Origin of the sequence: Pandoraea apista (genome assembly GCF_001465595.2) — a bacterium.
GTDB lineage: Bacteria > Pseudomonadota > Gammaproteobacteria > Burkholderiales > Burkholderiaceae > Pandoraea > Pandoraea apista.
In genome coordinates this window covers 1,834,961-1,856,762 of record NZ_CP013481.2, presented here as the reverse complement: position 1 = coordinate 1,856,762, position 21,802 = coordinate 1,834,961, and the positions used below count along the sequence as shown (strand labels likewise).

Annotated in this window: 16 protein-coding genes; 12 read left to right on the top strand and 4 right to left on the bottom strand. The window is 63.7% G+C overall.

Annotated features, from left to right (window positions below):
* Positions 1-64: 64 nt before the first annotated feature.
* Both dbpA and AT395_RS08575 read left to right on the top strand, forming a co-directional pair.
* Complete coding sequence (dbpA, locus tag AT395_RS08580; protein WP_042112158.1) at positions 65-1,477, top strand: ATP-dependent RNA helicase DbpA; 1,413 nt, start codon at positions 65-67, stop codon at positions 1,475-1,477.
* Between the two features lie 71 nt (positions 1,478-1,548).
* Complete coding sequence (locus AT395_RS08575) at positions 1,549-2,160, top strand: hypothetical protein (RefSeq protein ID WP_125347409.1); 612 nt, start codon at positions 1,549-1,551, stop codon at positions 2,158-2,160.
* Positions 2,161-2,175: 15 nt separating this feature from the next.
* Here the strand turns inward: AT395_RS08575 and AT395_RS08570 are convergent, their stop codons facing one another.
* On the bottom strand, positions 2,176-3,135 hold the full coding sequence (locus AT395_RS08570; protein ID WP_042112160.1) for a LysR family transcriptional regulator: 960 nt from the start codon (positions 3,133-3,135) through the stop codon (positions 2,176-2,178).
* A gap of 222 nt (positions 3,136-3,357) precedes the next feature.
* Between AT395_RS08570 and AT395_RS08565 the strand changes: the two genes are divergently transcribed.
* The 6 genes from AT395_RS08565 (at position 3,358) to AT395_RS08540 (ending at position 12,270) form a co-directional block, all read left to right on the top strand.
* Positions 3,358-4,614 (top strand): D-amino acid dehydrogenase, encoded by a 1,257-nt coding sequence (locus AT395_RS08565; protein ID WP_072632945.1) that lies wholly within the window; start codon positions 3,358-3,360, stop codon positions 4,612-4,614.
* A 198-nt stretch (positions 4,615-4,812) separates the two neighbouring features.
* Entirely contained in the window at positions 4,813-5,715 is a 903-nt protein-coding gene (locus AT395_RS08560) for a transporter substrate-binding domain-containing protein (protein WP_042112161.1), read from the top strand.
* Between the two features lie 85 nt (positions 5,716-5,800).
* Positions 5,801-6,529, top strand: coding sequence for a cysteate racemase (gene cuyB / locus AT395_RS08555; RefSeq protein WP_042112162.1), 729 nt, complete (start codon positions 5,801-5,803; stop codon positions 6,527-6,529).
* A gap of 523 nt (positions 6,530-7,052) precedes the next feature.
* Complete coding sequence (locus tag AT395_RS08550; protein ID WP_162597688.1) at positions 7,053-8,792, top strand: putative bifunctional diguanylate cyclase/phosphodiesterase; 1,740 nt, start codon at positions 7,053-7,055, stop codon at positions 8,790-8,792.
* A gap of 17 nt (positions 8,793-8,809) precedes the next feature.
* Positions 8,810-10,309, top strand: coding sequence for an HDOD domain-containing protein (locus AT395_RS08545; protein WP_082164617.1), 1,500 nt, complete (start codon positions 8,810-8,812; stop codon positions 10,307-10,309).
* A 590-nt stretch (positions 10,310-10,899) separates the two neighbouring features.
* Positions 10,900-12,270, top strand: coding sequence for a nucleobase:cation symporter-2 family protein (locus tag AT395_RS08540; RefSeq protein ID WP_042112164.1), 1,371 nt, complete (start codon positions 10,900-10,902; stop codon positions 12,268-12,270).
* Positions 12,271-12,348: 78 nt separating this feature from the next.
* On the opposite strand, the gene AT395_RS08535 is transcribed toward AT395_RS08540, so the two are convergent.
* The 3 genes from AT395_RS08535 to imuA are packed head-to-tail and all read right to left on the bottom strand — an operon-like array spanning position 12,349 to position 18,078.
* Positions 12,349-15,633, bottom strand: a complete 3,285-nt coding sequence (locus AT395_RS08535) for an error-prone DNA polymerase (RefSeq protein ID WP_082164618.1) — start codon at positions 15,631-15,633, stop codon at positions 12,349-12,351.
* A gap of 20 nt (positions 15,634-15,653) precedes the next feature.
* Positions 15,654-17,261 (bottom strand): Y-family DNA polymerase, encoded by a 1,608-nt coding sequence (locus tag AT395_RS08530; protein WP_048627577.1) that lies wholly within the window; start codon positions 17,259-17,261, stop codon positions 15,654-15,656.
* The gene (gene imuA, locus AT395_RS25510; RefSeq protein WP_167370721.1) at positions 17,191-18,078 is read right to left on the bottom strand and encodes a translesion DNA synthesis-associated protein ImuA; all 888 of its coding nucleotides are present in this window, start codon (positions 18,076-18,078) and stop codon (positions 17,191-17,193) included. The genes AT395_RS08530 and imuA overlap by 71 nt, the downstream gene beginning before the upstream one ends.
* Positions 18,079-18,240: 162 nt before the next feature.
* On the opposite strand from imuA, the gene AT395_RS08520 reads away from it, so the two are divergent.
* From AT395_RS08520 to AT395_RS08505, 4 genes are all read left to right on the top strand, one after another.
* Positions 18,241-19,551, top strand: coding sequence for an Nramp family divalent metal transporter (locus AT395_RS08520; protein WP_042112167.1), 1,311 nt, complete (start codon positions 18,241-18,243; stop codon positions 19,549-19,551).
* A 334-nt stretch (positions 19,552-19,885) separates the two neighbouring features.
* Entirely contained in the window at positions 19,886-20,527 is a 642-nt protein-coding gene (locus tag AT395_RS08515) for a CsgG/HfaB family protein (protein WP_042117054.1), read from the top strand.
* 119 nt (positions 20,528-20,646) lie between these two features.
* Positions 20,647-21,018, top strand: a complete 372-nt coding sequence (locus tag AT395_RS08510; RefSeq protein WP_042112168.1) for a DUF4810 domain-containing protein — start codon at positions 20,647-20,649, stop codon at positions 21,016-21,018.
* Positions 21,015-21,680: a DUF799 domain-containing protein gene (locus AT395_RS08505; RefSeq protein ID WP_042112169.1), complete on the top strand. Its 666-nt coding sequence runs from the start codon at positions 21,015-21,017 to the stop codon at positions 21,678-21,680. Before AT395_RS08510 ends, AT395_RS08505 begins: the two co-directional genes overlap by 4 nt.
* Positions 21,681-21,802: the final 122 nt, after the last annotated feature.

Genomic DNA, 21,802 nt, shown 5'->3' with positions numbered 1-21,802 from the left:
AACGGCGCGAACCCTGAGCCCCGACCTTACGGCAACTGGCCCGACCCGACCGGTATAATTGCGCATGAACTCAAAAGCCACCGAATCGCGCAACGACAGCGCCCCCTTCTCGAGCCTGCCGCTCTCGCCTGCCATGCAGGAGAACCTCGCACGGCTCGGTTACGCCTCGATGACGCCCATCCAGCAGGCGTCTCTGCCGGACATCCTCGCCGGTCACGACATCATCGCGCAGGCCAAGACCGGTAGCGGCAAGACCGCCGCCTTCTCGCTCGGCGTGCTACAGCGTGTCGATGCCCGGGATTTTGCCGTACAGGCCGCCGTACTCTGTCCCACACGCGAACTTGCCGAACAGGTCGCGCAGGAAGTGCGACGCATCGCACGCGCCGAAGACAACATCAAGGTCCTCACGCTCTGCGGCGGCTCGCCGCTGCGCCCGCAGGCCGAAAGCCTCGCCCACGGCGCCCATGTGGTCGTCGGCACGCCAGGCCGCATCATGGACCACCTCGACCGCGGCACGCTCTCGCTCGCCAATATCAAGACGCTGGTGCTCGACGAAGCCGACCGCATGCTCGACATGGGCTTTTTCGACGACATCGCCACAGTCGCGCGCCAAACCCCCGCCTCACGCCAGACGCTGCTCTTCTCCGCGACCTATCCGGAAGGCATCGCCAAGCTTGCCCAGCGCCTGCTGCGCGCGCCGCGCGAGATTCGTCTGGAAGAAAAGCACGACGCCAGCAAGATTCGCCAACGCTTCTATGAAGTGAGCGAGAACGAACGTCTCCACGCCGTCGGGCAACTGCTCGACCATTTCCGCCCGGTCAGCACCATTGCGTTCTGCAATACGCGCGCACAATGCCGCGATCTGACCGATGTGCTGCGCGCCGAGGGCTTTCACGCGCTGATGCTGCACGGCGATCTGGAGCAACGCGAGCGCGATCTGGTGCTGATCCAGTTCGCCAACCGCAGTTGCTCGGTGCTGGTGGCGACCGATGTGGCCGCACGCGGGCTGGACATCGCACAGCTCGAAGCGGTCATCAATGTCGACGTGACACCCGACCCCGAGGTGTATGTCCACCGTATCGGCCGCACAGGCCGTGCCGACGAGGACGGCTGGGCGTTCAGTCTGGCGAGCATGAACGAGATGGGACGCGTAGGTAATATCGAAGCTGCACTGGGGCACGAAGTGCCGTGGCACAAGCTCTCGGAGCTGACGCCGTCGGGCAGCGGGCACCTGCTGCCGCCGATGGTCACGCTCCAGATGCTGGGCGGCAAGAAAGACAAGATCCGCCCGGGCGACGTGCTCGGCGCACTCACCGGCGAGGCCGGTTTTGCCGCGGCCCAGATCGGCAAGATCAACGTGCTGGAGAACTTCACGTATATTGCCGTGGACCGTGACATTGCCCCCACAGCACTGCGCAAGCTGGCGGATGGCCGTGTCAAGGGCCGCAAGGTCAAGGTAAGATTCCTGCAGGATTAACGTTTGTCTCCCTCCGGGTTCGTCACTACCCGGATCGTTTCCTGAGCGTCATGCGCGACATGGAGGCTGCAATGAGGTCAATGCGTACCCTGTGGTTCTCCCCTGTCGCGCGGCGAGCGACGCTCGCAATGCTGACATTGCTCTGCGCCGGCTGGCTGGCGGCGTGCAGTACCAAGGGCATTGCGCCCAACCCCGCCATTACCGAAGACACGCTGGACGAGTACGCCATCGTCATCGTCGGCCTCGACACGCCACTGCAAAGCACCTGGGGACCGTGGAATTACTCGACCTTCTCTCAGACGGTCAACGGTATCGTCGGCGGCAAAGTCACACGCACCCTCAACAGCAACCCGCCCACACGCGGCTTCGTGGCCATGCGCGTCTCGCCGCTCATGCGCAACGAGCGTTTCGGGCCGATGGAATTCACCCCCGCCGACAATAGTTATCGCTTCCGCTATTGCAAGGGCCGCAAGGTGCCGACGGTGCAGGTCCGCCGGGGCGACGTGATCTATGCCGGCACGCTGATACTCGACAGCCACGACGGCCAGATCTGGCTGCGCACCGAATTCGACATGGCGGGCGCGCGGCGCTTCGTGCAGGCGAACTATCCCTCGCTCGCCGACAAGCTTCAGGCGCAACCATTTACCTACTTTGAAGTGAAAAGCGAGCCGAGTTGCCGCTGACTCCGTGCCGGAGCATTAACCCACGTCGGCGTCGTCGTCCGGGGTCAGCACGATCTCCCGGCCTTCGCACAAAGCCTCGGCACGCTCGCTGAGTTCACCGGCAACGTCCGCCAGATGCCGGCGCAAGGTGTCTGCCAGCACGGACTCCGGCTGATGGGCAGGCCGCAACATCTCGACCGGGAATTCGATGGCCGGGGCCACCCGGTAGAGTCGCTGCGTCTGCACATGCGCACTCGCCGCCGTGAACTGATCGAGCAACGCGTAGCCCAGCCCATGCTCGACGAGCGCTGCCGCGAGCGAGTAGGTCTGCACCATCACTTCGGCGTCCTGCAGCAATGCTGTCTGATCGAGACGCTCGTTGATGAGCGCGCCGAGCGGCGTATCGTCGTGCAGCTTGATGAGATCGCGCCCGGCGAGCGCGTCGGCACTTGCCGGACCGCGACGCGAGAGCTTCGGCCACGACGCGGGCACGGCCAGCACGATATGCCCCTGCGCCACCGGACGGCTCACGATGCCGGCCGCCATCGGCGGTGCAGAAACGATGCCGACATCGACCGACGATGTGAGGATGGCAGTAATCGTCTCGGTGGTGTGATGCGTGATCAGTTCGAAGACAACGTCCGGATGCGCGCGACGCATGCGCTCGATGGCGGCCGGCAAGAGGCTTTGCGCGAGACTCGGCGTTGCCGCGATGCGCAGATGGCCCACGCCATGCTGGCGTAGGTTACGCGACGTGGTGCGCAGGCGCTCCAGATCGCTGAAGATGCGCTCGACATCGGGATAAAGACGGCGTGCTTCGGCCGTCGGCACGAGCCGGCCCTTGATGCGATCGAACAGCTTGAAGCCCAGTTGCTGCTCGGCGTGCTGCAACACGCGCGAGACGACGGGTTGCGATACGTTGAGCAATTGCGCCGCGCCGCTGGCCGAGCCGGTCAGCACGACTGCGCGAAACGTCTCGATATGCCGCAATTTCATGCCTGACGTCGTCCCCCTGCCTCAGATGATGGATCGGCAGCAAGTCCGACCCTATAGCCAAAAGACATATGCTGCCTCAAATCCGCATAGGTTACCGAATTTTCTCGCTCTACACTGCGTAGCAAAGGGGGTGTAGAAAGCCCGCCGCGAGGCCCCCCGTCCTCCTGCCGGGAATATTTTCCGCCTTGCTTTCTTTCGCGTTTTTCGTTGTTATTCATCGTCATGCATATTGGAGTCATCGGGGCGGGTATCGTCGGCCTCGCCAGCGCGTATCAGTTGCTTCGCGCAGGCCATGAGGTCACCGTCATCGACGCCGGACGCGGTCCGGGCCTCGGGACGAGTTTCGCCAACGGCGGCCAGTTGAGCTACGGCTATGTGTCGCCGCTCGCCGCCCCCGGCGTCCTCTCGCAACTGCCTTCGCTGCTGTTCTCGCGCACGGGGCCGTTGCGCATCAAACCGTCGTTCGATCCGGACTTCTGGCGCTGGTCGATCGAGTTCGTCAAACATTGCAGCGCACAGGCCAACGCCAGTTCCACGTTGCGCCTGCTATCGCTCGGTCTGCACAGCCGTGAAGTGATGCTGGAATTTCTGGCGAAGGAGTCGGTGTCGTTCGACTATCGCCTGAGCGGCAAGCTCGTGGTGTATCGCGATGCGGACAAGCTGGCCGCCGCCGAGCGCTCGCTGGAGCTCGCTAACGGCCTCGGTTACACGCAACGGCGTGTCGACGCCGCGACGTGCGCCACGCTGGAGCCCGCGCTGGGCAAGATCGCAGGTGAACTGGCGGGCGGCATTCATACGCCGGGGGAAGGTACCGGCGATTGTCAGTTGCTGTGCAAGGAACTGGCGCGGCTGATTGGCGAGCATGCCGGCGGCACGCTACTGTTTGATCGCGAAGTGACCGGCTTCGACGTGCGCGGCGACACCGTGCAAGCCGTTCGCACGCGTTCGGGCGACGTGGCGCTCGATGCCTGTGTCGTCGCCAACGGACTGGCCGCCATGCCGTTGTTGCGCACGGTCGGCGAGTCGGTGTCGCTGTATCCGCTCAAGGGGTACAGCCTGACGTATCGCAACGCGCCGGTCGACGCGCAACCGCAGGTCTCGGTGACCGACGCGGACAACAAGGTTGTTTATGCCAGTCTCGGCGAGCATCTGCGCGTGGCGGGCATTGCCGATCTGGTGGGTTACGACTATCGGATCGCAGCGCACCGCATCGATGCACTGCGCTCCCTCTCGGCGGGGTTGTTCCCCGCGCTGGGTGGCGCGCAGGCACCGCTGGAATGGACAGGCATGCGCCCGGCCACACCGCACGGGCGCCCGATCCTCGGGCGCGCGGGCAAGCTGGGCAATCTGTGGCTGAACGTGGGCCACGGGGGATTGGGTTTCACCTTGTCGATGGGTGCGGCGCGCGTAATTGCCGATGCCATCGACGGCAAGCGTCCCGCGGTCGACCTGGCAGGGTTTGCCCGGCTGGCCGGGTAATCGGGGGTGGCCGACCATAGCGGTCCCCCCGGGTCGAGCACTTGAATGCCCAGGCTGGACCAGGCAGGACGCGGGGTTTCAGGGCATCACTCCCACGGGGATCGTCGGGAGCAAGTGTCGGGTTGTATCAGTGTGTTTGGCTTTTGATATTCCAACGGCGCGGACCACCGTGCCATCACTTCCGATAGGACAGAGACCATGAAGAAGCTGTTTGCTCCCCTGCTGCTCGTCAGCGCCGCCGCCGCCCTGTTCGCGCACACCGCGAGCGCACAGGAACTGACCGGCACGCTCAAGAAGATCAAGGACACTGGCGTGATCGCTCTCGGGGTGCGCGAGTCGTCGATTCCGTTCTCGTACACGGACAACACCGGCAAGACGATCGGCTACTCGCAGGAAATCGCGCTCAAGATCGTCGACGCAGTCAAGAAAGACCTGAACCTGCCGAACCTGAAAGTGACGGAAACGCCGATCACGTCGCAGAACCGTATCGCGCTGATGCAAAACGGCACGATCGATCTGGAGTGCGGCTCGACCACGCACACGTTCGAGCGCGCGAAGCAAGTGGGCTTCTCGCACAACATCTTCCTGTACTCGATCAAGATGATCGCCAAGTCGGGTTCGGGCATCACGGACCTGAATAGCCTGAAGGGCAAGACCATTGCGACGACCGCCGGCACCACGGCCGACCGTATTCTGTCGGGCAAAAAAGGCGAGATCGGTTTCAACCTGATTCAGACGAAGGAACACTCGGATGGTTTCCTGACCGTCAAGCAAGGCCGCGCCGTGGCCTTCGTGATGGACGAGCCGCTGCTGTACGGCCAACGCGCCGCGCTGCCGGCCGACGAAGCCAAGGGCTATGAAGTGGTCGGCCCGAACCTTCAGTTCGAAAACTATGCGTGCATGCTGCGCAAGGACGACCCGGCCTTCACCAAGGTCGTGAACACGGTCATCGCCGACATGGAAAAGTCCGGCGAAATGGAGAAGCTGTACAACAAGTGGTTCACGCAACCGGTTCCGCCGAAGAACCAGAACATGAACTACCCGATGACGCCTGAAATGCGCGCCATGTTCAAGGATCCGATCACGAAGGCATACGACTGATCCTGACGGAACGTGCGTTGTGCGGGGGCTACGGTCCCCGCACCGCGCGATCCGGTTTTCCGCTGTTCCCCTGATTGCCATCATCATGAATTCGCACGCTACGCTTGGCATCCTCGGCGGCATGGGCCCCGCCGCCGGCATCGACCTTTGCCGCAAGATCGTCGATCAACATCCGGCCAGCCGCGATCAGGATCACATCCCGTTCATTCTGTACTCGGTTCCCCAGATTCCCGACCGCACCGAAGCGCTGCTGCGCGACGGCGCCTCGCCGCTCGACGGCATGCTCGACGGCGTGCACGCGCTCGAACAATCGGGCGTTGGCTGCATCGCCATTGCCTGCAACACCGCCCATGCCTGGCTCGACGCGTTGCGACACGGCACCCGGCTGCCCGTGCTCGACGTGGTCGAGGCCGTCGCCGGTGAGTTGGCCACCTGCGTCGCCCCCGGCGCCCCCATCGGTCTGATGGCCACCGAAGGCACTCACCACGCCAACGTCTACCGGCCCCGGCTTGAAGCGCTGGGCTATCGCTTTGTTCAGCCGACCGAGCCGCTCGCCCATCAAGCGCTCGTGAACGAGGGCATCCGGCTTACGAAGGCCGGCGACATTCGCCGCGGCGGCGACGCGCTCGCCATGGCGATGGAACAATTGCTGGCCGCCGGCGCACAACGCGTGATTCTCGGTTGCACCGAAATTCCCGTGGCGCTCGCCACCTGCGAAACCCCGTTGGGGCGCTTTGGTCTTGATGCCTCTGCGGCGCTGGCCCGCGCATGCATCGCATGGTCGCTCGCTCACGAGCGGCCGTCCCAGGGCTGAGTCGGCCGTCGGCGCTTAGCAGTGTTTAGCAGTCGCATCGACACGCCGCCCTGAACGGCACGCCGACGTCGAGCCTTGTCACGACGGCGGCGATGTTGCATCGCAATGACAAAAATCCACGATTGTGACCTCCGCAAGTGCCTCGCGCTTGGGTAGACTGGCGCTCGCAGGAAAATCGCGCCGAACGGTGTACCGGCGTGCAGAAGGTCCGGATGACGCGCGTTTTGGGGCGAATATCGGCCAAACGCCAACGGCCATGCAGGAAAAATTCCCGATTGTCTTGTCAGAAAAAAACCCACAGGGGAAAACCTGTGGAAAGCGGCATGAAACGAGGATTGCGGCTACCAAAATCGCTGGCGTCTTTAGCTATAATGGCCCACAATCCATCGGACACCTGCCGGACCCCTGTCCGGCCATGAGCGCGTTTGCCTGAACGGGGAAGCACATGAGCGGCAGCGCGCTCGACGTGATGCATGCACAGACAACAACAATGAGTTCAGATCGACTCCCAGCCGGCGTGCCTTTGGTCGAACCTTCGACCGTGGCATCGGCCATCGCCGAGGGCAGCCCCCCGGCGCCGGCGCCCGCACTATCCCGGGCGCTGGTCGAACTGACCGGCGGACTCTCGGCGCATGTCGCTGCCGACGGCCGCTTCCTTTTCATTGCCGAAGCTTCCCTGCGTCTGCTTGAGTATTCGCGCGAATACCTCGACCATGCCACGCTCTTCGAGCTGACCGGCATCGAAGACGTGCCGATGTTGCAAGACGCCTTCTCCGCCGCTCAGACCCTCGGTCCCCAGCAGTGCACGGTACGCCTGTTGCGCGGTCTGACCGACCGTGTCTGGATGCGTTTGCGCATTGCACAATACACGCCGCGCATCGGCGGTGCGAGCGCCTCGTTCATCGTGCATGGCGAAGACATCACCGCCTTCAAGGAAAACGAAGCGCGTCTGTCCGATCTGGCCGTGCGCGATGCGGTGACCGGGCTGGGTAACCGTCAATACATTCAGCAGTGCATCCTCGAGGCCATTCAGCACGCCCGTGAAGGCGGCCCGAATTTCGCCGTCGCGTTGCTCGATCTGGATGGCTTCAAGAAGGTCAACGATTCGCTCGGCCACGATGTCGGCGATCAGCTCCTGCGCGACGCAGGCCAGCGTCTGATCGCGCAGATTCGCGAGACGGACATGGCCGCGCGCATGGGCGGCGACGAGTTCGTGCTGATTCTGCCCGGGTGCGACAACGAACAGGCGCTTGGCGGGATCATGAAGCGTCTGCTGTCTGCCGTGCAGCAACCGTTCCAGGTCGGCGATCAGTTGCTGCACCTCACGACGAGCATCGGCGTGTCGTTCTTCCCACAGCATGGCGATTCGGCCGGCCTGCTCATCAAGCACGCCGACGCGGCCATGTACTGCGCCAAGGATCGCGGCCGCAATGGTCTGTTCGTCTATACGGACGATCTGGGCGACCTGCATCGCAAGGCGTTCTCGCTGGAATCGGCCATGTTCGAGGCGATTCACAACGGCGAATTCAGCCTGCACTACCAACCGATCTGCGACCCGATTTCGCTGAACGTGAAGGGTGTCGAGGCGCTCATGCGCTGGCATCCGGCGCTCGGCCCGGTCTCGCCGGCCGAATTCATACCGCTGGCCGAAGCCAATGGCCTGATCAACCTGCTGGGCGGCTGGGCATTGCGCGCCGCCTGCATGCAGCTCGCGCGCTGGGATCGCACCCGGCTCGACGGGCTGTACATGTCGGTCAACGTCTCGGCACAGCAATTCCACCATCCGTCGTTCCCCAGCCTCGTGTGGCAAGCGATTGCCGACTCGGGGGTGGAGGGTCACCGGCTGGTGCTCGAAATTACGGAAAGCGTGCTCATGCGCGACCCGGAGCAGGCCAATCTGGTCCTGCGCGAGTTGCAGACCCTGGGCGTGCGTTTCGCCGTCGACGACTTCGGCGCGGGCTACTCGAGCCTGGGATACCTCAAACGGTTCCCGCTCTCCGCGCTCAAGATCGACCGCAGCTTCGTGAAAGACATGCCCACGTCACCGAACGACCGTACGATCGTGACGGCCGTTCTGGGGCTGGCGCGGGAGCTGGGCCTGTCGGCTGTCGCCGAAGGGGTCGAGACAGAAGAACAACGGCAGATGCTGATCGATCGCGGCTGTCATTCCATCCAGGGCTGGCTGGTTTCGAAAGCCCTGCCTGCGGGAGAACTCGAGGCGGCCTTTGCGAGCGGGCGTCTCAATGTGGATGCCGGCCACTGACCGACATCCCCGCTACCATGAGCCTTACCAAAGAAAAAACGCTCGAATTACTATGGCAGCGCATGGCCGAGCGCGGCGACTTTCCGTCGCTGCAACGCTCGGTCACGGGCATCGTGTCTGCCATGCAAAGCGAGAACACGAGCACGGCCGACCTGGCGTCGTCGGTGCTCTCCGACTTCGCCCTCACCCAGAAAGTGATCCGTCTGGCCAACTCGGCCATGTATGCGCCCTTCGGCTGCAACGTGACGACGGTATCGCGCGCGATCATGATTCTGGGCGTCGATACGATCGGTCACCTCGCCCTGAGCCTGAAGCTGCTCGAGGGTTTCGGTGAGGTTGCGGCCCGTCGCGACGATATGGCCCGCGAACTCGCACGCGCCACGCTGGCCGGCGCCTTTGCGCGCGACATCACGGCGAAGAACGGTATCCGCGATGGGGAAGAAGCGGTCGTCTGCACGTTGCTGCACCATGTGGCGCGACTGCTGGTGACCTACTGCTTCCCGAACGAATGGGCGGAAATTCAGGCCATCGCCACCGCCCAGGGCATCAGCGACAGCGACGCCTGCGAACAGGTGCTGAGCATTTCGTTTCCCGAACTGGCGGAAGCCGCTGCGCGCAAGTGGGGGCTGCCGGAATCGATTGCCACGAGCATGCGTCCGATCGATCTGGAGGGCGACGCTCCGCTCTCGCACGCCGACTGGCTGTGCGCCGTGGCGAACATGTCGAACGAGATGGTGACGGAACTCACGCGCGGCGCCGATCCGGAGCGTCTGGCCGAGCTGGCCGAGCGCTATGCCGACCGTCTCGCGCTGGACATCAGCGAAGTGGTTTCCGTGGGCGAAGAGATGGCGCGCGACACAAGCCATCAGGAATTCATCGCGATCAGTACTGGCGCCTCGAACACGCGTCAGCCGCCAGCGGGCAAGCCGTTGGACTCGGCGCGACGTTTGGCCGATGGGCTTTCGGAAGTGCGGGCCGCCACCGACGAGACCGATGCCGTGGGCCTGCTCAATCTGACGCTCGAGGCGATTCTTCAGTCGCTGGGCTTCGTCAATTGCGCGGCCTTCGTGCGCGCGCCGGCGGGCAAGGTCTTCGAGATGCGCTTCGGCATCGGACGCGACGTGCAGCCGCTGCTGGGTCTGACATTCCCCGAAGCGTTCGAGCCGGACGTCTTCCATCTGGCCCTGACCAACGGCCGGGCCATTCTGATCGACAACGCGCGCGAGCCCCGCATCGTGCCGCGTATTCCGCTGTGGCACCGTCAGCATTTCTCGAACGTGAAGTCGTTTTTCCTGCTGCCGGTTCGCCAGCGCAACCAGACCGTGGCACTGCTCTACGGTGACTGGGGTGGCGCGTTGTGCGCTGGTGGTATCGGTGCGAAGGAAATGGAGTTCCTGCACCATATGGGCGAAGAGATTTCCAGCAAGCTCGAGAGCGTGGCACAGCAAAACGCCAGCACTGGCAATACCGGTGATTCGCTCGCCCGCCGGCCTTCCGGCACGACTGGCGGACGCTGAGTCGTCAGGGGTCGTCCAGCCGTCGATGTCGAGCGACTGGGCGACGACAGCCGGCCCCGAATTCGGCCGTGCCCGATATCCCCTTCGCGCCAGCGAGCCTCGCTCGGCACTTCCCGCATTCCTCCCCGACCGGTCGACCCGCCTCGTTGCCTTCCCCGCAGTCCCCGTGTCATGACAAGCCCTTCATTGGCGGTCGAACGGTGCGCGTGTGTCTCGGCGATTCATACGCCAAATACAATCTTTAGTATTCCGGATTCGATATAGACCTCGGCAGCTTGCGCTCGTGCACGGTGATCCACTGGACGATTCCGGCGCGGCGGGTCATTGTCCTCGACGTCTCACTCACGGCTCTCCTGAGGCATTCCCGCTATATGGCATAAGGCTCTCGCGAGATTGGGCCACGGCCGCACGGCCCGGCGTAACATGTCGCCATACCGCAGTTTTCCGCCATGACGGCGCGCCGGTTGCAGCTCCCGGTAGCGCCCCCGTCGACTCGGCGGCTTTTTGACTGCACTCGCTGCGCCCCGGTAAAAAATTTACGCTCGGTTTCGCCATGTAAATCAAATCGTACCGTCGGATCAGGAGAAGACATGACGCAATCTGCCGCAGTACCGGTGCATCCGGTCGACGAGCGCCTGCCGCTCCCCAAGTTGTTCACGCTGGGATTGCAACACGTGCTGGTGATGTATGCGGGGGCGGTAGCGGTGCCGCTGATCGTGGGCGGCGCGCTCAAGATGTCGGTCGATCAGATCGCCTTCCTGATCAACGCCGATCTCTTTGCCTGCGGTATCGCCACGCTGATCCAGACACTCGGTCTCTGGATCTTCGGCTTGCGTCTGCCGATCATGATGGGGGTGACATTCACCGCCGTCACCCCGATGATCGCCATCGGCACGAACCCGGATCTCGGGCTGCTCGACATCTACGGCGCGACGATTGCGGCCGGAGTCATCGGCATTCTGATCGCACCGTTCATCGGGAAGCTATTGCGACTGTTTCCGCCGGTGGTTACGGGAACCGTCATCACGGTGATCGGCATCTCGCTCATGGGCGTGGGCATCAACTGGGCGGCGGGGGGGTTCGGCAATCCCGACTACGGCAACCCGGTCTATCTGGGGGTATCGTTCGCGGTCTTGCTGTGCATCCTGTTCATTACCAAATACGTGCGCGGCTTCTTTTCCAACATCGCGGTGCTGCTGGGCATTCTGTTCGGTACGCTCGTGGCGATTGCCTTAGGCAAAGTGTCGTTTGCGGGCGTATCAGAAGCCCCGTGGTTTGGATTCGTCATGCCGTTCCATTTCGGTGCACCGCGCTTCGATCCGATCGCCATTGCAACGATGACGCTGGTCATGCTCGTGACGTTCATCGAGTCGACCGGCATGTTCCTCGCGGTGGGCGATATCGTCGGACGTCCGGTCGATCAGAAGACGCTGGTGCGCGGTTTGCGTGTCGATGGGCTGGGCACGGTGATCGGCGGCATCTTCAACACGTTCCCGTACACCTCGTTTTCGCAGAACGTGGGGCTGGTCGGCGTGACCGGCGTGAAGAGCCGCTGGGTGTGTGCGATGGGCGGCCTGATCCTGATCGTGCTGGGCATGTTTCCGAAGGTGGCGCACGTGGTGGCGTCGGTGCCGCAGTTCGTGCTGGGCGGCGCGGGAATCGTGATGTTCGGCATGGTCACCGCCACAGGCGTGAAGATTCTCTCGACGGTGGATCTCTCGAAGAATCGCTACAACCTGTACATCATTGCGATCAGCATTGGCGTGGGGATGATCCCGGTGGCGTCGGACAAATTCTTCATGAAGCTGCCGCACGCGCTTGCCCCGTTCTTCCATAGCGGCATTCTGCTTGCATCGATTAGCGCAGTGCTGCTCAACGCCCACTTCAACGGCTTGCGCAGCGAGGAAGAAGCGAGCGCACTGGCACAGGAAGCCGGCAAGCAAGCCGACGCCGCGCATTGATGCGGCAATGACACGTGGGCCGGAGCATCCAGGCTCCGGCCCACGTGCTGTGCGACGGGCGGCTTACGCACAATCTTCTCAGTGAAAGTTCCGGCTCGAAACCGCGAGTTCGCCCAGCATCGGCGAGAGATCGACCAGACGATGGGCGACCAGATGGGTCACACGCGCCTCGCGTTGCCAGACACCTTCCACCCCCAATAAGGATGCAGCCAGCAACGCCTTGCGCTGCGACTCGACCAGATCGGGCCAGACGATCACGTTGATGACGCCCGTCTCGTCTTCCAGCGACACGAAGACCGTGCCGTTGGCCGTGCCCGGCCGTTGCCGCCCTGTCACGATACCTACCGTGCGCACCCGATGTCCGTTCACGCCCTCGGACTGTAATTCCTTCGCCGTCATTACCCGCATTCTCGTGAGCTTCTCCCGCAACAGCAGCAACGGGTGGCGACGCAGCGTCAGCCCCGTGCTCGCGTAATCGGCCACGATGTCCTGCCCCTCGGGCATCGGCGGCAATGACACCTGCTCGTCGCGGCTGCCCGGCACCGCATCGCGCAGCGCCGTCGCCCCCAGCAGCGGTGTGGGCGGCTGCCACGCCGCAACCGTCCAGCGCGCCTGACGTCGCCCACCCAGCAACGCCGATAGCGCGTCGGCGGCGGCGAGTGCGTCGAGATCGCGTCGCGACAATGTCGCGCGCGCCGTCAAATCGTCAATGTCGGTGAACGGCCGTTGCCGGCGCGCGCGCTCGATTGCCCGCGCGCCCTCGTCGGACAAGCCCCGAACCAGCGACAGCCCCAGCCGCACTGCCGGCCGGCGCGCATTGCCATACCGCCCGGTCCGCGCCTCGGGGCGCGACTCCACGTCGCTCACACAGACATCGATGGCGCGCACCTCGACGCGATGCCGCCGCGCGTCCTGCACCAATTGCGACGCCGAATAGAACCCCATCGGCAAACTGTTGAGCAACCCACAAAGGAACATCTCAGGCGCATGGCACTTGAGCCACGCACTCGCGTAGGCCAGCAACGCAAAGCTCGCCGCATGACTTTCGGGAAAACCGTACTCGCCAAAGCCCTCGATCTGCCGGCAGATCGCCTCGGCAAACGCCTGCGGATAACCGTTCTTCAGCATGCCGCTGATGATGCGGGTCTGGAATTTCTCCAGCCCCCCCTTGCGCTTCCACGCGGCCATCGACCGGCGCAACTGATCGGCATCGCCCGGCGTGAAATCGGCAGCAATCATCGCGATCTGCATCACCTGTTCCTGAAAAATCGGCACACCGAGCGTGCGCTCAAGTGCGGCCTTGATTTCCTCGCGCGGATAAATCACTTCCTCTTTGCCCTGCTTGCGACGCAGATACGGATGCACCATACCGCCCTGAATCGGCCCCGGCCGCACAATCGCCACTTCAATCACCAGATCGTAGAACTTGTCCGGCTTCAGACGCGGCAACATGCTCATTTGTGCTCGCGACTCAATCTGGAACACGCCAATCGTGTCGGCACGACGAATCATGCCGTATGTCGCCGGATCGTCCCGTGGAATGTCGGCAAGTTCCATCGGCGCACCGCGCCACTCGCCAAGCAGATCGAGTGTGCGGCGCAACGCACTCAGCATGCCGAGCGCCAGCACGTCGACCTTGAGCAGCTTGAGAGTCTCGATATCGTCCTTGTCCCATTGAATGACGTAACGATCTTCCATCGCCGCCGGCGCGATCGGCACAAGCCGCGAGAGCCTGTCGCGAGAAATCACGAAGCCGCCCACATGCTGCGACAAATGCCGGGGAAAGCCGATCAGTCGCGCCACCAGATCGGCCCATAACTGCGTGGTCGGCGCATCGGGCGACAACCCCTGTGCCGCCATGCGCGCGAGCAGATTCTCCCGGCCATCCCACCATTGCTGGCTCTGCGCAATCTGCTCGACGATCGACAGATCGATGCCCAGCGCGCGTCCCGTGTCGCGCACCGCACTGCGCATGCGATACGAGATCACCGTTGCGGCAAGCGCCGCACGATCGGTGCCGTATTTCCTGTAGATGTACTGGATCACCTCTTCGCGCCGCTGATGCTCGAAGTCCACGTCGATATCGGGCGGCTCCTTGCGCTCCCGGGACAGGAAACGTCCGAACAGCAACTGCACTTCGTCAGGATTGACTGCCGTAATGCCAAGGCAATAGCACACCGCCGAATTCGCTGCCGACCCGCGCCCCTGACACAGAATGTTCTGACTGCGGGCGTAACGCACGATGTCGTAGACCGTCAGGAAATACGGCTCGTATTCGAGATCGCCAATGAGTGTCAGTTCGTCCTCGATAAGATCGCGCACTTTCTGCGGCAGCCCGTTCGGATAGCGTTGCTTCGCCCCCGCCTCGACCTCCTGCCGCAAATACGTCACCGGCGTGTGACCGGCAGGCACCAACTCTTCCGGATACTCGTAACGCAGACTGCGCAGATCGAAATGGCACCGCGAAGCGATCGCCACTGTCTCGGCCAGCGTATCGGAGGGGTAAAGCCACGCGAGCCGCAGCCGCGTGCGCAGATGCTGCTCTGCATTGGCCGCAAGCGCCAGCCCGCACGCTTGCACCGGCTTGCCCAACCCGATGGCGGTCAGTGTGTCCTGCAACGGCTTGCGCGAGCGCACATGCATGAGGACATGACCGGTAGCGACGAGCGGCACGCCGCACTCGGCGGAAATTGCACGCAAGCGAGCCAGATGCGCTTCGTCGTCGGCACGATGACGGCGCTCCAGCGCCAGCCACACACGCCCTTCGCCAAAGGTTTGCGCCGCCCAGCGGGTTTGCGCGAGGGTGCGCTCATGACTCGCGTCGGCATCCGGCACCAGAATCATCAGGCACCCCGGCAGCCCTCGCAAATGCGCCTGCTCGCTCGCCGGTGCGCTGAAGTCCCGGGTATGCAAACGATAACTCCGCTTCGGACCACGCATGCGGCCGAGCGTAATCATCTCGGAGAGATTGCCGTAGCCTTCGCGATGCTGCGCCAGCGCAACCAGATGCACCATGCCAAGCGTGTCGGCTTCGCGCTCCGGCGTCAGACGAAACTCGCTGCCCACGATCAGCGACACGGCGGAATGCTTGACCCCTTCGGCCAATGCGCGAACCACGCCGGCAAGCGAACACTCGTCGGTGATCGCCAGCGCGGTGTAACCGAGATACGCCGCACGCGCGATCAGCTCCTCCGGGTGCGACGCCCCGCGCTGAAACGAGAAGTTTGACAAACAGTGCAATTCGGCATACGCGGGCAGGCTGCCGTCATCGGCCGCGCGCGGGTCTGCCGGTTCGGCACTCTCGTCGTTGGCGGCCAGCCCTTCGGTCGGGCCTTGCCATGGCAGGAAATCGTCGAAATTCATAAGACCGGGAATCGATGGGCTCAGCCGAACAGGCCATGCAAATACCACGCGGCGTCCGCCCCTTTCACGGGACGCTCACGAAACACCCACAGCAATGCCCCCTCGGTATCGGCTGCAATGAAATAGTCGCGCGTGACGGTGCCCGGCTCCCACCAGCCGGCTTCGATACGCTCCGGGCCACTCAGCAGTTGCAACGGCCCCTGCCGCCACGGTCGCTCCTGCTGCACGCTGAGCCGCTGCGGCGTATCGAGCAGCCACGCCGGACGCGGCGGCAACGGCCGCTCGCCATCCGGCAAATGACGGCTCGTACCGGGTGTCTTGCCATCGGCGCTCTGTGTCGCGCGCGCGGGCGTCCCATACGGCACGCTGACGAACGCCGCCTCGGGCCTGTGATCGCCACGCACCTGCAAACGCCGTACATGCTCGTCGCCCAGACGTGCCGCCACGCGCTCCAACAGTTGCACAAAATCCTGCCGGGCGCGTCCCGGCTCGGGCAGCAGCGAGCCACTTTGCGGAACGTGCGGGGCCGTTTGCGTGATGTCGAGACGCAAGGTCAGCACCGGGGCGACTAACGGCGAGCGGGCGAGCCGTTCCTTGCACAGCGACAACAAGTGTGCAGGCGCGGCACTCGCTTCGGCGAGGCGGATGTCGAAGCGCGTCGGCGCCAGCGTTTGCCGCCCTAGCGGCTCGTGCTCGAGTACCAGCGTGAGCGCGCGCGTGGCCAGTTGCCCTGCGGACAGCCACCCCGTGAGTTGCGCAAGCAAACGGCGCAGGCCGAAGAGCAACACGTCGATGTCATGGGTGAGCGATGGCAGCGGCAGCACCGCCTCGAAGTGTGGCGGTGCGCGATACCAATGGGGTGACTCAGGCGCCTCGCCGTAGGCCCGGGAGAGTGCGGCGGGAAGATCGGCGCCACAGCGGCGACGTACGCCCGCCGCGGGCAGCGCACGCAATTCGCCCAACGTCGCACAGCCGATTTGTGCAAGCCAGTCGAGCCACGGCTGTGCCTCGGCCAATAACGTCACCGAAAGTGAGTCGAGTTGTTGCGGGAGATCGGCCGGAGTGGGTATGGGTATGGGCGTCGGCGTCGGTATGGGTGCCGTGGCCGGCATCGGTATCGGAAGGGGCATTCGCCCTGGCGGCGTCGGCAAGGCCCATTCGCCGGCCAGTGCGAGAAGCACCGCTGCGCTGGCCGTAGCGGCAATGCCCAGCGACGCACGATGCCCCAGTGCCTCGGCACTCTCGAGCACCTGCGCCACCAACGATGCCAGACCGCCGAACAGGCGCAGGCTCGGTGCTGCGTCGATCAACACACATTGCGGCGCAGCGATGGCAACATCCGGCCCGAAACGCAGCAACGCCAGCGCCAGCGCTTCCAGTGCTACGGTCTCGGCGGCCTCGTCGCGATCGTGAAATCTCGCTTGTGGTAGCAACGCCAGCACGCCGCCACGACGCATGCCCGGTTTTACCCCCGCAGCCTGCGCCGCTTCACTCGCCTGCCACACACGCGACTGCGCGAGCACGACCGTTGTGTCGGCCTGCCCGTGGGTCGACGCGTCAGCCAGCGTGCGCGGAGAGGCGATCTCGAGCGCCAGATATGGCAGATGCAGGGCGATCCAGCAAGCCATGCGAGACTCCGGAAGCAGAAACCAAAGACACCGTGGACGGTGCGATCGAAGGGGCCGGATCGGGCCTGACAAGCATCGGCCGCTCATCGTCGGCAATTCCCGTCACCGGTTGTGGGGCACGCGTATAGGGCGCTGGCAACGTCAACCAGAGCGGCTCAAGACGAGGCGGTCCGCGACGCTTGTGAAACTGCACGCCGAGGCGGCTCCCTTCCCCGACGCTCAGCCCCAACCTCAGCGGCGCCGCCGACGCCGTGGCCGCGGCGGCGGGTCTGCGTATCACCCAGGTCAGCGTCTCGCCGCCACCCGCCGCGACCTGAAGCCGCCGGATCTGCTCCGGCGTTGCGGCAGGAAGCCAGGTCAGCACCGCACCGCAGCACGCGCTTTTGAGCGCCTGCTCGGCACACCAGAGCATGTCCCGATCCTCGGCCGTCACGCTGCGCCCGCCGCGCCCGCCGCGTCCACCGCGTGTCCCTGCCACCGGACGCGAACGTGTCTGACAAGGCGGACGCATCACGACACTGAGCCAGCGCAGGTCGATTCCCCAGCCTGCCAGCGCCGGGGCATACGGCAGCATCGGCGGCGCAACCACCATCACCGGCTGCCCCGCCTGAGTCAGATCGCGCAACACCGGCGCCAGCAACCGCCATTCGCCAATGCCCGGACGCTCGCTCAACAATTCCGTTACCGCGCCATGCGGCCACCCGGCGCCGGGCAACTCGGCGTCGAGCGCGGCAAAGCCCGTGGTGTGACCAGCACGTTGGCAACGCGCCAGCTCACTGGCGCGCCAAAGCCCGGCAGGCAAAGAGGAAAGCGGCAAGGTCATTGCTCAACCAAAATACTGTATGAATGTACAGTATAGCAGCCTGCATTCTGTTTTTGCGCTATCTATGCAACGCCTGGCGTCATGATCTTGAATCAGGCTTGCGAGCGAACGCCGGCCCGGATAACGTTGACGCCATTGGACGAATTCCCTCCCCCCATGCCTCTGCCAACCACAGCCACCGCGCCCTTCTGCCCCTCCGAGGTCAAGGGCAGCATCGTCATCGACGCGCGCGAATCGCGCTGGATCAAGCTCAAACGCTTCGCCGGTCCCGGACTGCTCGTCGCGATCGGTTACATGGACCCCGGCAACTGGGCGACGGACATTCAGGCCGGATCGCAATTCGGCTACTCGCTGCTTTGGGTGGTCGCGCTCTCGAGCCTCGCAGCCATCTTTCTGCAGATGCTTGCCGCCCGGCTGGGTCTGGTGGCCGGACGCGACCTCGCGCAGGCGAGCTACGACCGCTATGGCCGCGCGGGACGCCTCGTGCAATGGATCACCGCCGAGATCTCGATCATCGCCTGCGATATCGCCGAAGTCCTCGGCTGCGCACTCGCGTTCAAACTGCTGCTGGGCGTGCCGATCGCCTGGGGCATCGTACTCACCGCGCTCGACACGATGATCGTGCTCGGGTTGCAGGGCAAAGGCTTTCGGCAGATCGAAGCCATCGTCTTCGGGCTGATCGGCACAATGGCGTTCTGCTTTGTGGCGCAGGTAGCGATGGTGCCGCCCGACTGGCATGCCGTGGCCGCGGGCCTCGTGCCCGGCGCCCCCAGCCACGACCGGCGCGACGCCATCGTGCTGGCGCTCGGTATCGTCGGCGCCACGATCATGCCCCACAACCTCTACCTGCACTCCTCCGTCGTGCAGACGCGGCGCGTGGTCGGGGGCAAGCGCGGCGATGTGCGCGATACCCTCATGCTGGTTCGCATCGACACCTGGGTCTCGCTGGTGATCGCCATGGGCGTGAATGCGGCCATTCTGATTCTTGCCGGTTCGGTATTTCACGCCAGCGGCCAGACCAACGTCACCGATATCGAGCAGGCGTATCTGCTCATCACACCGATTGCGGGCAGTGCGGCTGCGTTCCTGTTCGGTATCGCCTTGCTGGCATCCGGGCAAAGCTCGACGCTCACCGGCACCATCGCCGGGCAAGTCATCATGGATGGCTTTCTGAAAATGAAGATCCCCTGCTACCAGCGCCGCCTGATTACCCGAGGACTCGCACTCGTGCCTGCGCTGATCGGCGTGCTGTGGCTGGGCGACGGTGCCGTCGGCAAGTTGCTCGTATGGAGTCAGGTGCTGCTCAGCCTGCAACTGCCGTTCGCCATGTGGCCGCTGATCCGCTCGGTCAGCGACCCACGCGTGATGAACGGCGACACCATCGGACGTCCCACGCAAGTGTTTGCATGGGTCCTCTTCGCCGTCATCACCGGTACCAACCTGTTGCTGATTTTCGGACTCGACTAAAGCCGCGAGGCGGCAGCGGGCAAGCGTCGCTGTCGGCCATGGCAACTCCTGTCAAAAACATGAGGGGAATACTGTGCGAGTGAATCGCCAAGCGCCGCTCGCTGCTTAGCGCAGCGAGCGTATGCCTCGTATTACGGGGTATCAACTCGCAAAAAGAGCGTGCTAAGATCGCTCCCCTTGCCCGAACGAAAAACAGTAAAGCACTACGAATCGGGAAGAGATCAGAGGCTCGTGACAGTGCGACGCCACCACGCATCGCCTGCCGGGTCATAACACATACAGGGGTATCACCGTGCAGAAAAGCAAGTCCAGCATTGCGCTGCTCAGCGCCGCCATGGTCGCCGTCGGCGTGCTTGGCGGTTGCGCCACCGAAAGCTCGCGCACCATGCAAGTCGCCAAGGTGGAAAGTGCCAGCCGTCCGTACGTGGGGGTACGCACGCCGATCGCTGTCGGCAAGTTCGACAACCGTTCTGCGTACATGCGTGGCGTTTTTTCCGATAACGTCGACCGACTCGGCAGCCAGGCCAAGACGATCCTGATTACGCATCTGCAACAAACCAATCGCTTCAACGTGCTCGACCGCGACAACATGGCCGAGATCCGTCAGGAAGCCGATATCAAGAAGACCCAGCAAACGCTCAAGGGTGCCGACTACGTGATCACCGGCGACGTTGTCGAGTTCGGTCGCAAGGAAGTGGGCGACAAGCAACTCTTCGGTATTCTCGGCCGGGGCCGCGAGCAGGTCGCTTACGCCAAGGTCAACCTGAACGTGGTCGACATTGCTACGTCGGAAGTCGTCTATTCGAGCGGTGGCGCGGGTGAGTTTGCGCTGTCGAACCGCGAAGTGATCGGCTTCGGCGGCACTGCGGGCTATGACTCGACGCTCAACGGCAAGGTGCTTGACCTCGCGATGCGCGAAGCCGTCAACAATCTGGTCGCCGGCATCGAAAGCGGTGCCTGGAAGCCCGGCAAGTAAGCTCACCCACTCACTATTGCTGCATGCCGCAGTGTGTCGCGCGCAACGCGTTCGGTTTCGCACGTCAGTGCGGGCACGCGTTCGCCCGCTGCTGCATGCCTGTCAGGATATCTCTCGCCATGAATCGCAAGTTTCTATCCGGCCGCGCCGCCATGGCGGCCATCGTCGGTGGCGCACTGCTCACTGGCTGCGCCACGCCACCCAAGCCCCTGTACGACTGGGAAAGCTATCAGCCGCAAGTCTACGAATACTTCAAGGGCGAATCGAAGGAAGCGCAGATCATTGTGCTCGAGCGCGATCTCGAGAAGATCAAAGCCAGCAATAACGCTGCGCCTCCGGGCTTTCACGCCCACCTCGGCCTGCTCTATGGCTCTGTGGGCAAGTCCGACAAGATGGTCGAGGAATTTCAGACCGAGAAACAGTTGTTTCCCGAATCGGCTGGTTACATCGACTTTCTCCTCAAGAACAAGACCACGGAGGCCAAACAATGATGGTGCGACTCTGTAAATGGATGGCAGTAGCGGCACTGGCAGCCGTGATGACCGGTTGCGCGGTGCATCAGCCCAAGCCGTACGACTACACCGCCTTCAAGGAAAGCAAGCCCAAGTCGATTCTGGTGTTGCCGCCGCTGAACGAATCGCCCGACATCGACGCGACTTACAGTGTGCTGTCGCAGGTGACGGTACCGCTGGGCGAGGCGGGCTACTACGTGATGCCGGTGACATTGGTCGACGAATCGTTCCGTCAGAACGGACTGACGGTCGCCGGTGACATCCATCAGGTGAGCCCGGCCAAACTGCGTGAGATCTTCGGTGCCGACGCTGCGCTCTACATCAAGATCTCGCAGTACGGTACGAAGTACATGGTGTTAGACAGCGCCACGGTGGTGACGGTCTCGGCCGAACTCATCGATCTTCGCAACGGCGCCAAGTTGTGGAGTGGTGCGGCCAGCGCCTCGAACAACGAAGGCAACAACAACAGCGGCGGCGGCCTGATCGGCATGCTGATCACGGCGGCAGTCAAGCAGATCGTGAACAGTGTGTCGAACGCCGGTTACACGGTCGCGGGCACAGCCAATGCGCGCCTGCTCTCTGCAGGGCGCGCCAACGGCCTGCTCTACGGCCCGCGTTCGCCGAAGTACGGCACCGATTGAGGTAGGCTCCAGCACCCTGGATTCATGCGGTCGCCGACAGGCCGCATGTCCGGGGTGCACCAGACTGTGCAGATGTCGGCACGTCGCCTATAGTGGTAACGCATCACTACGCAAGACCCGGA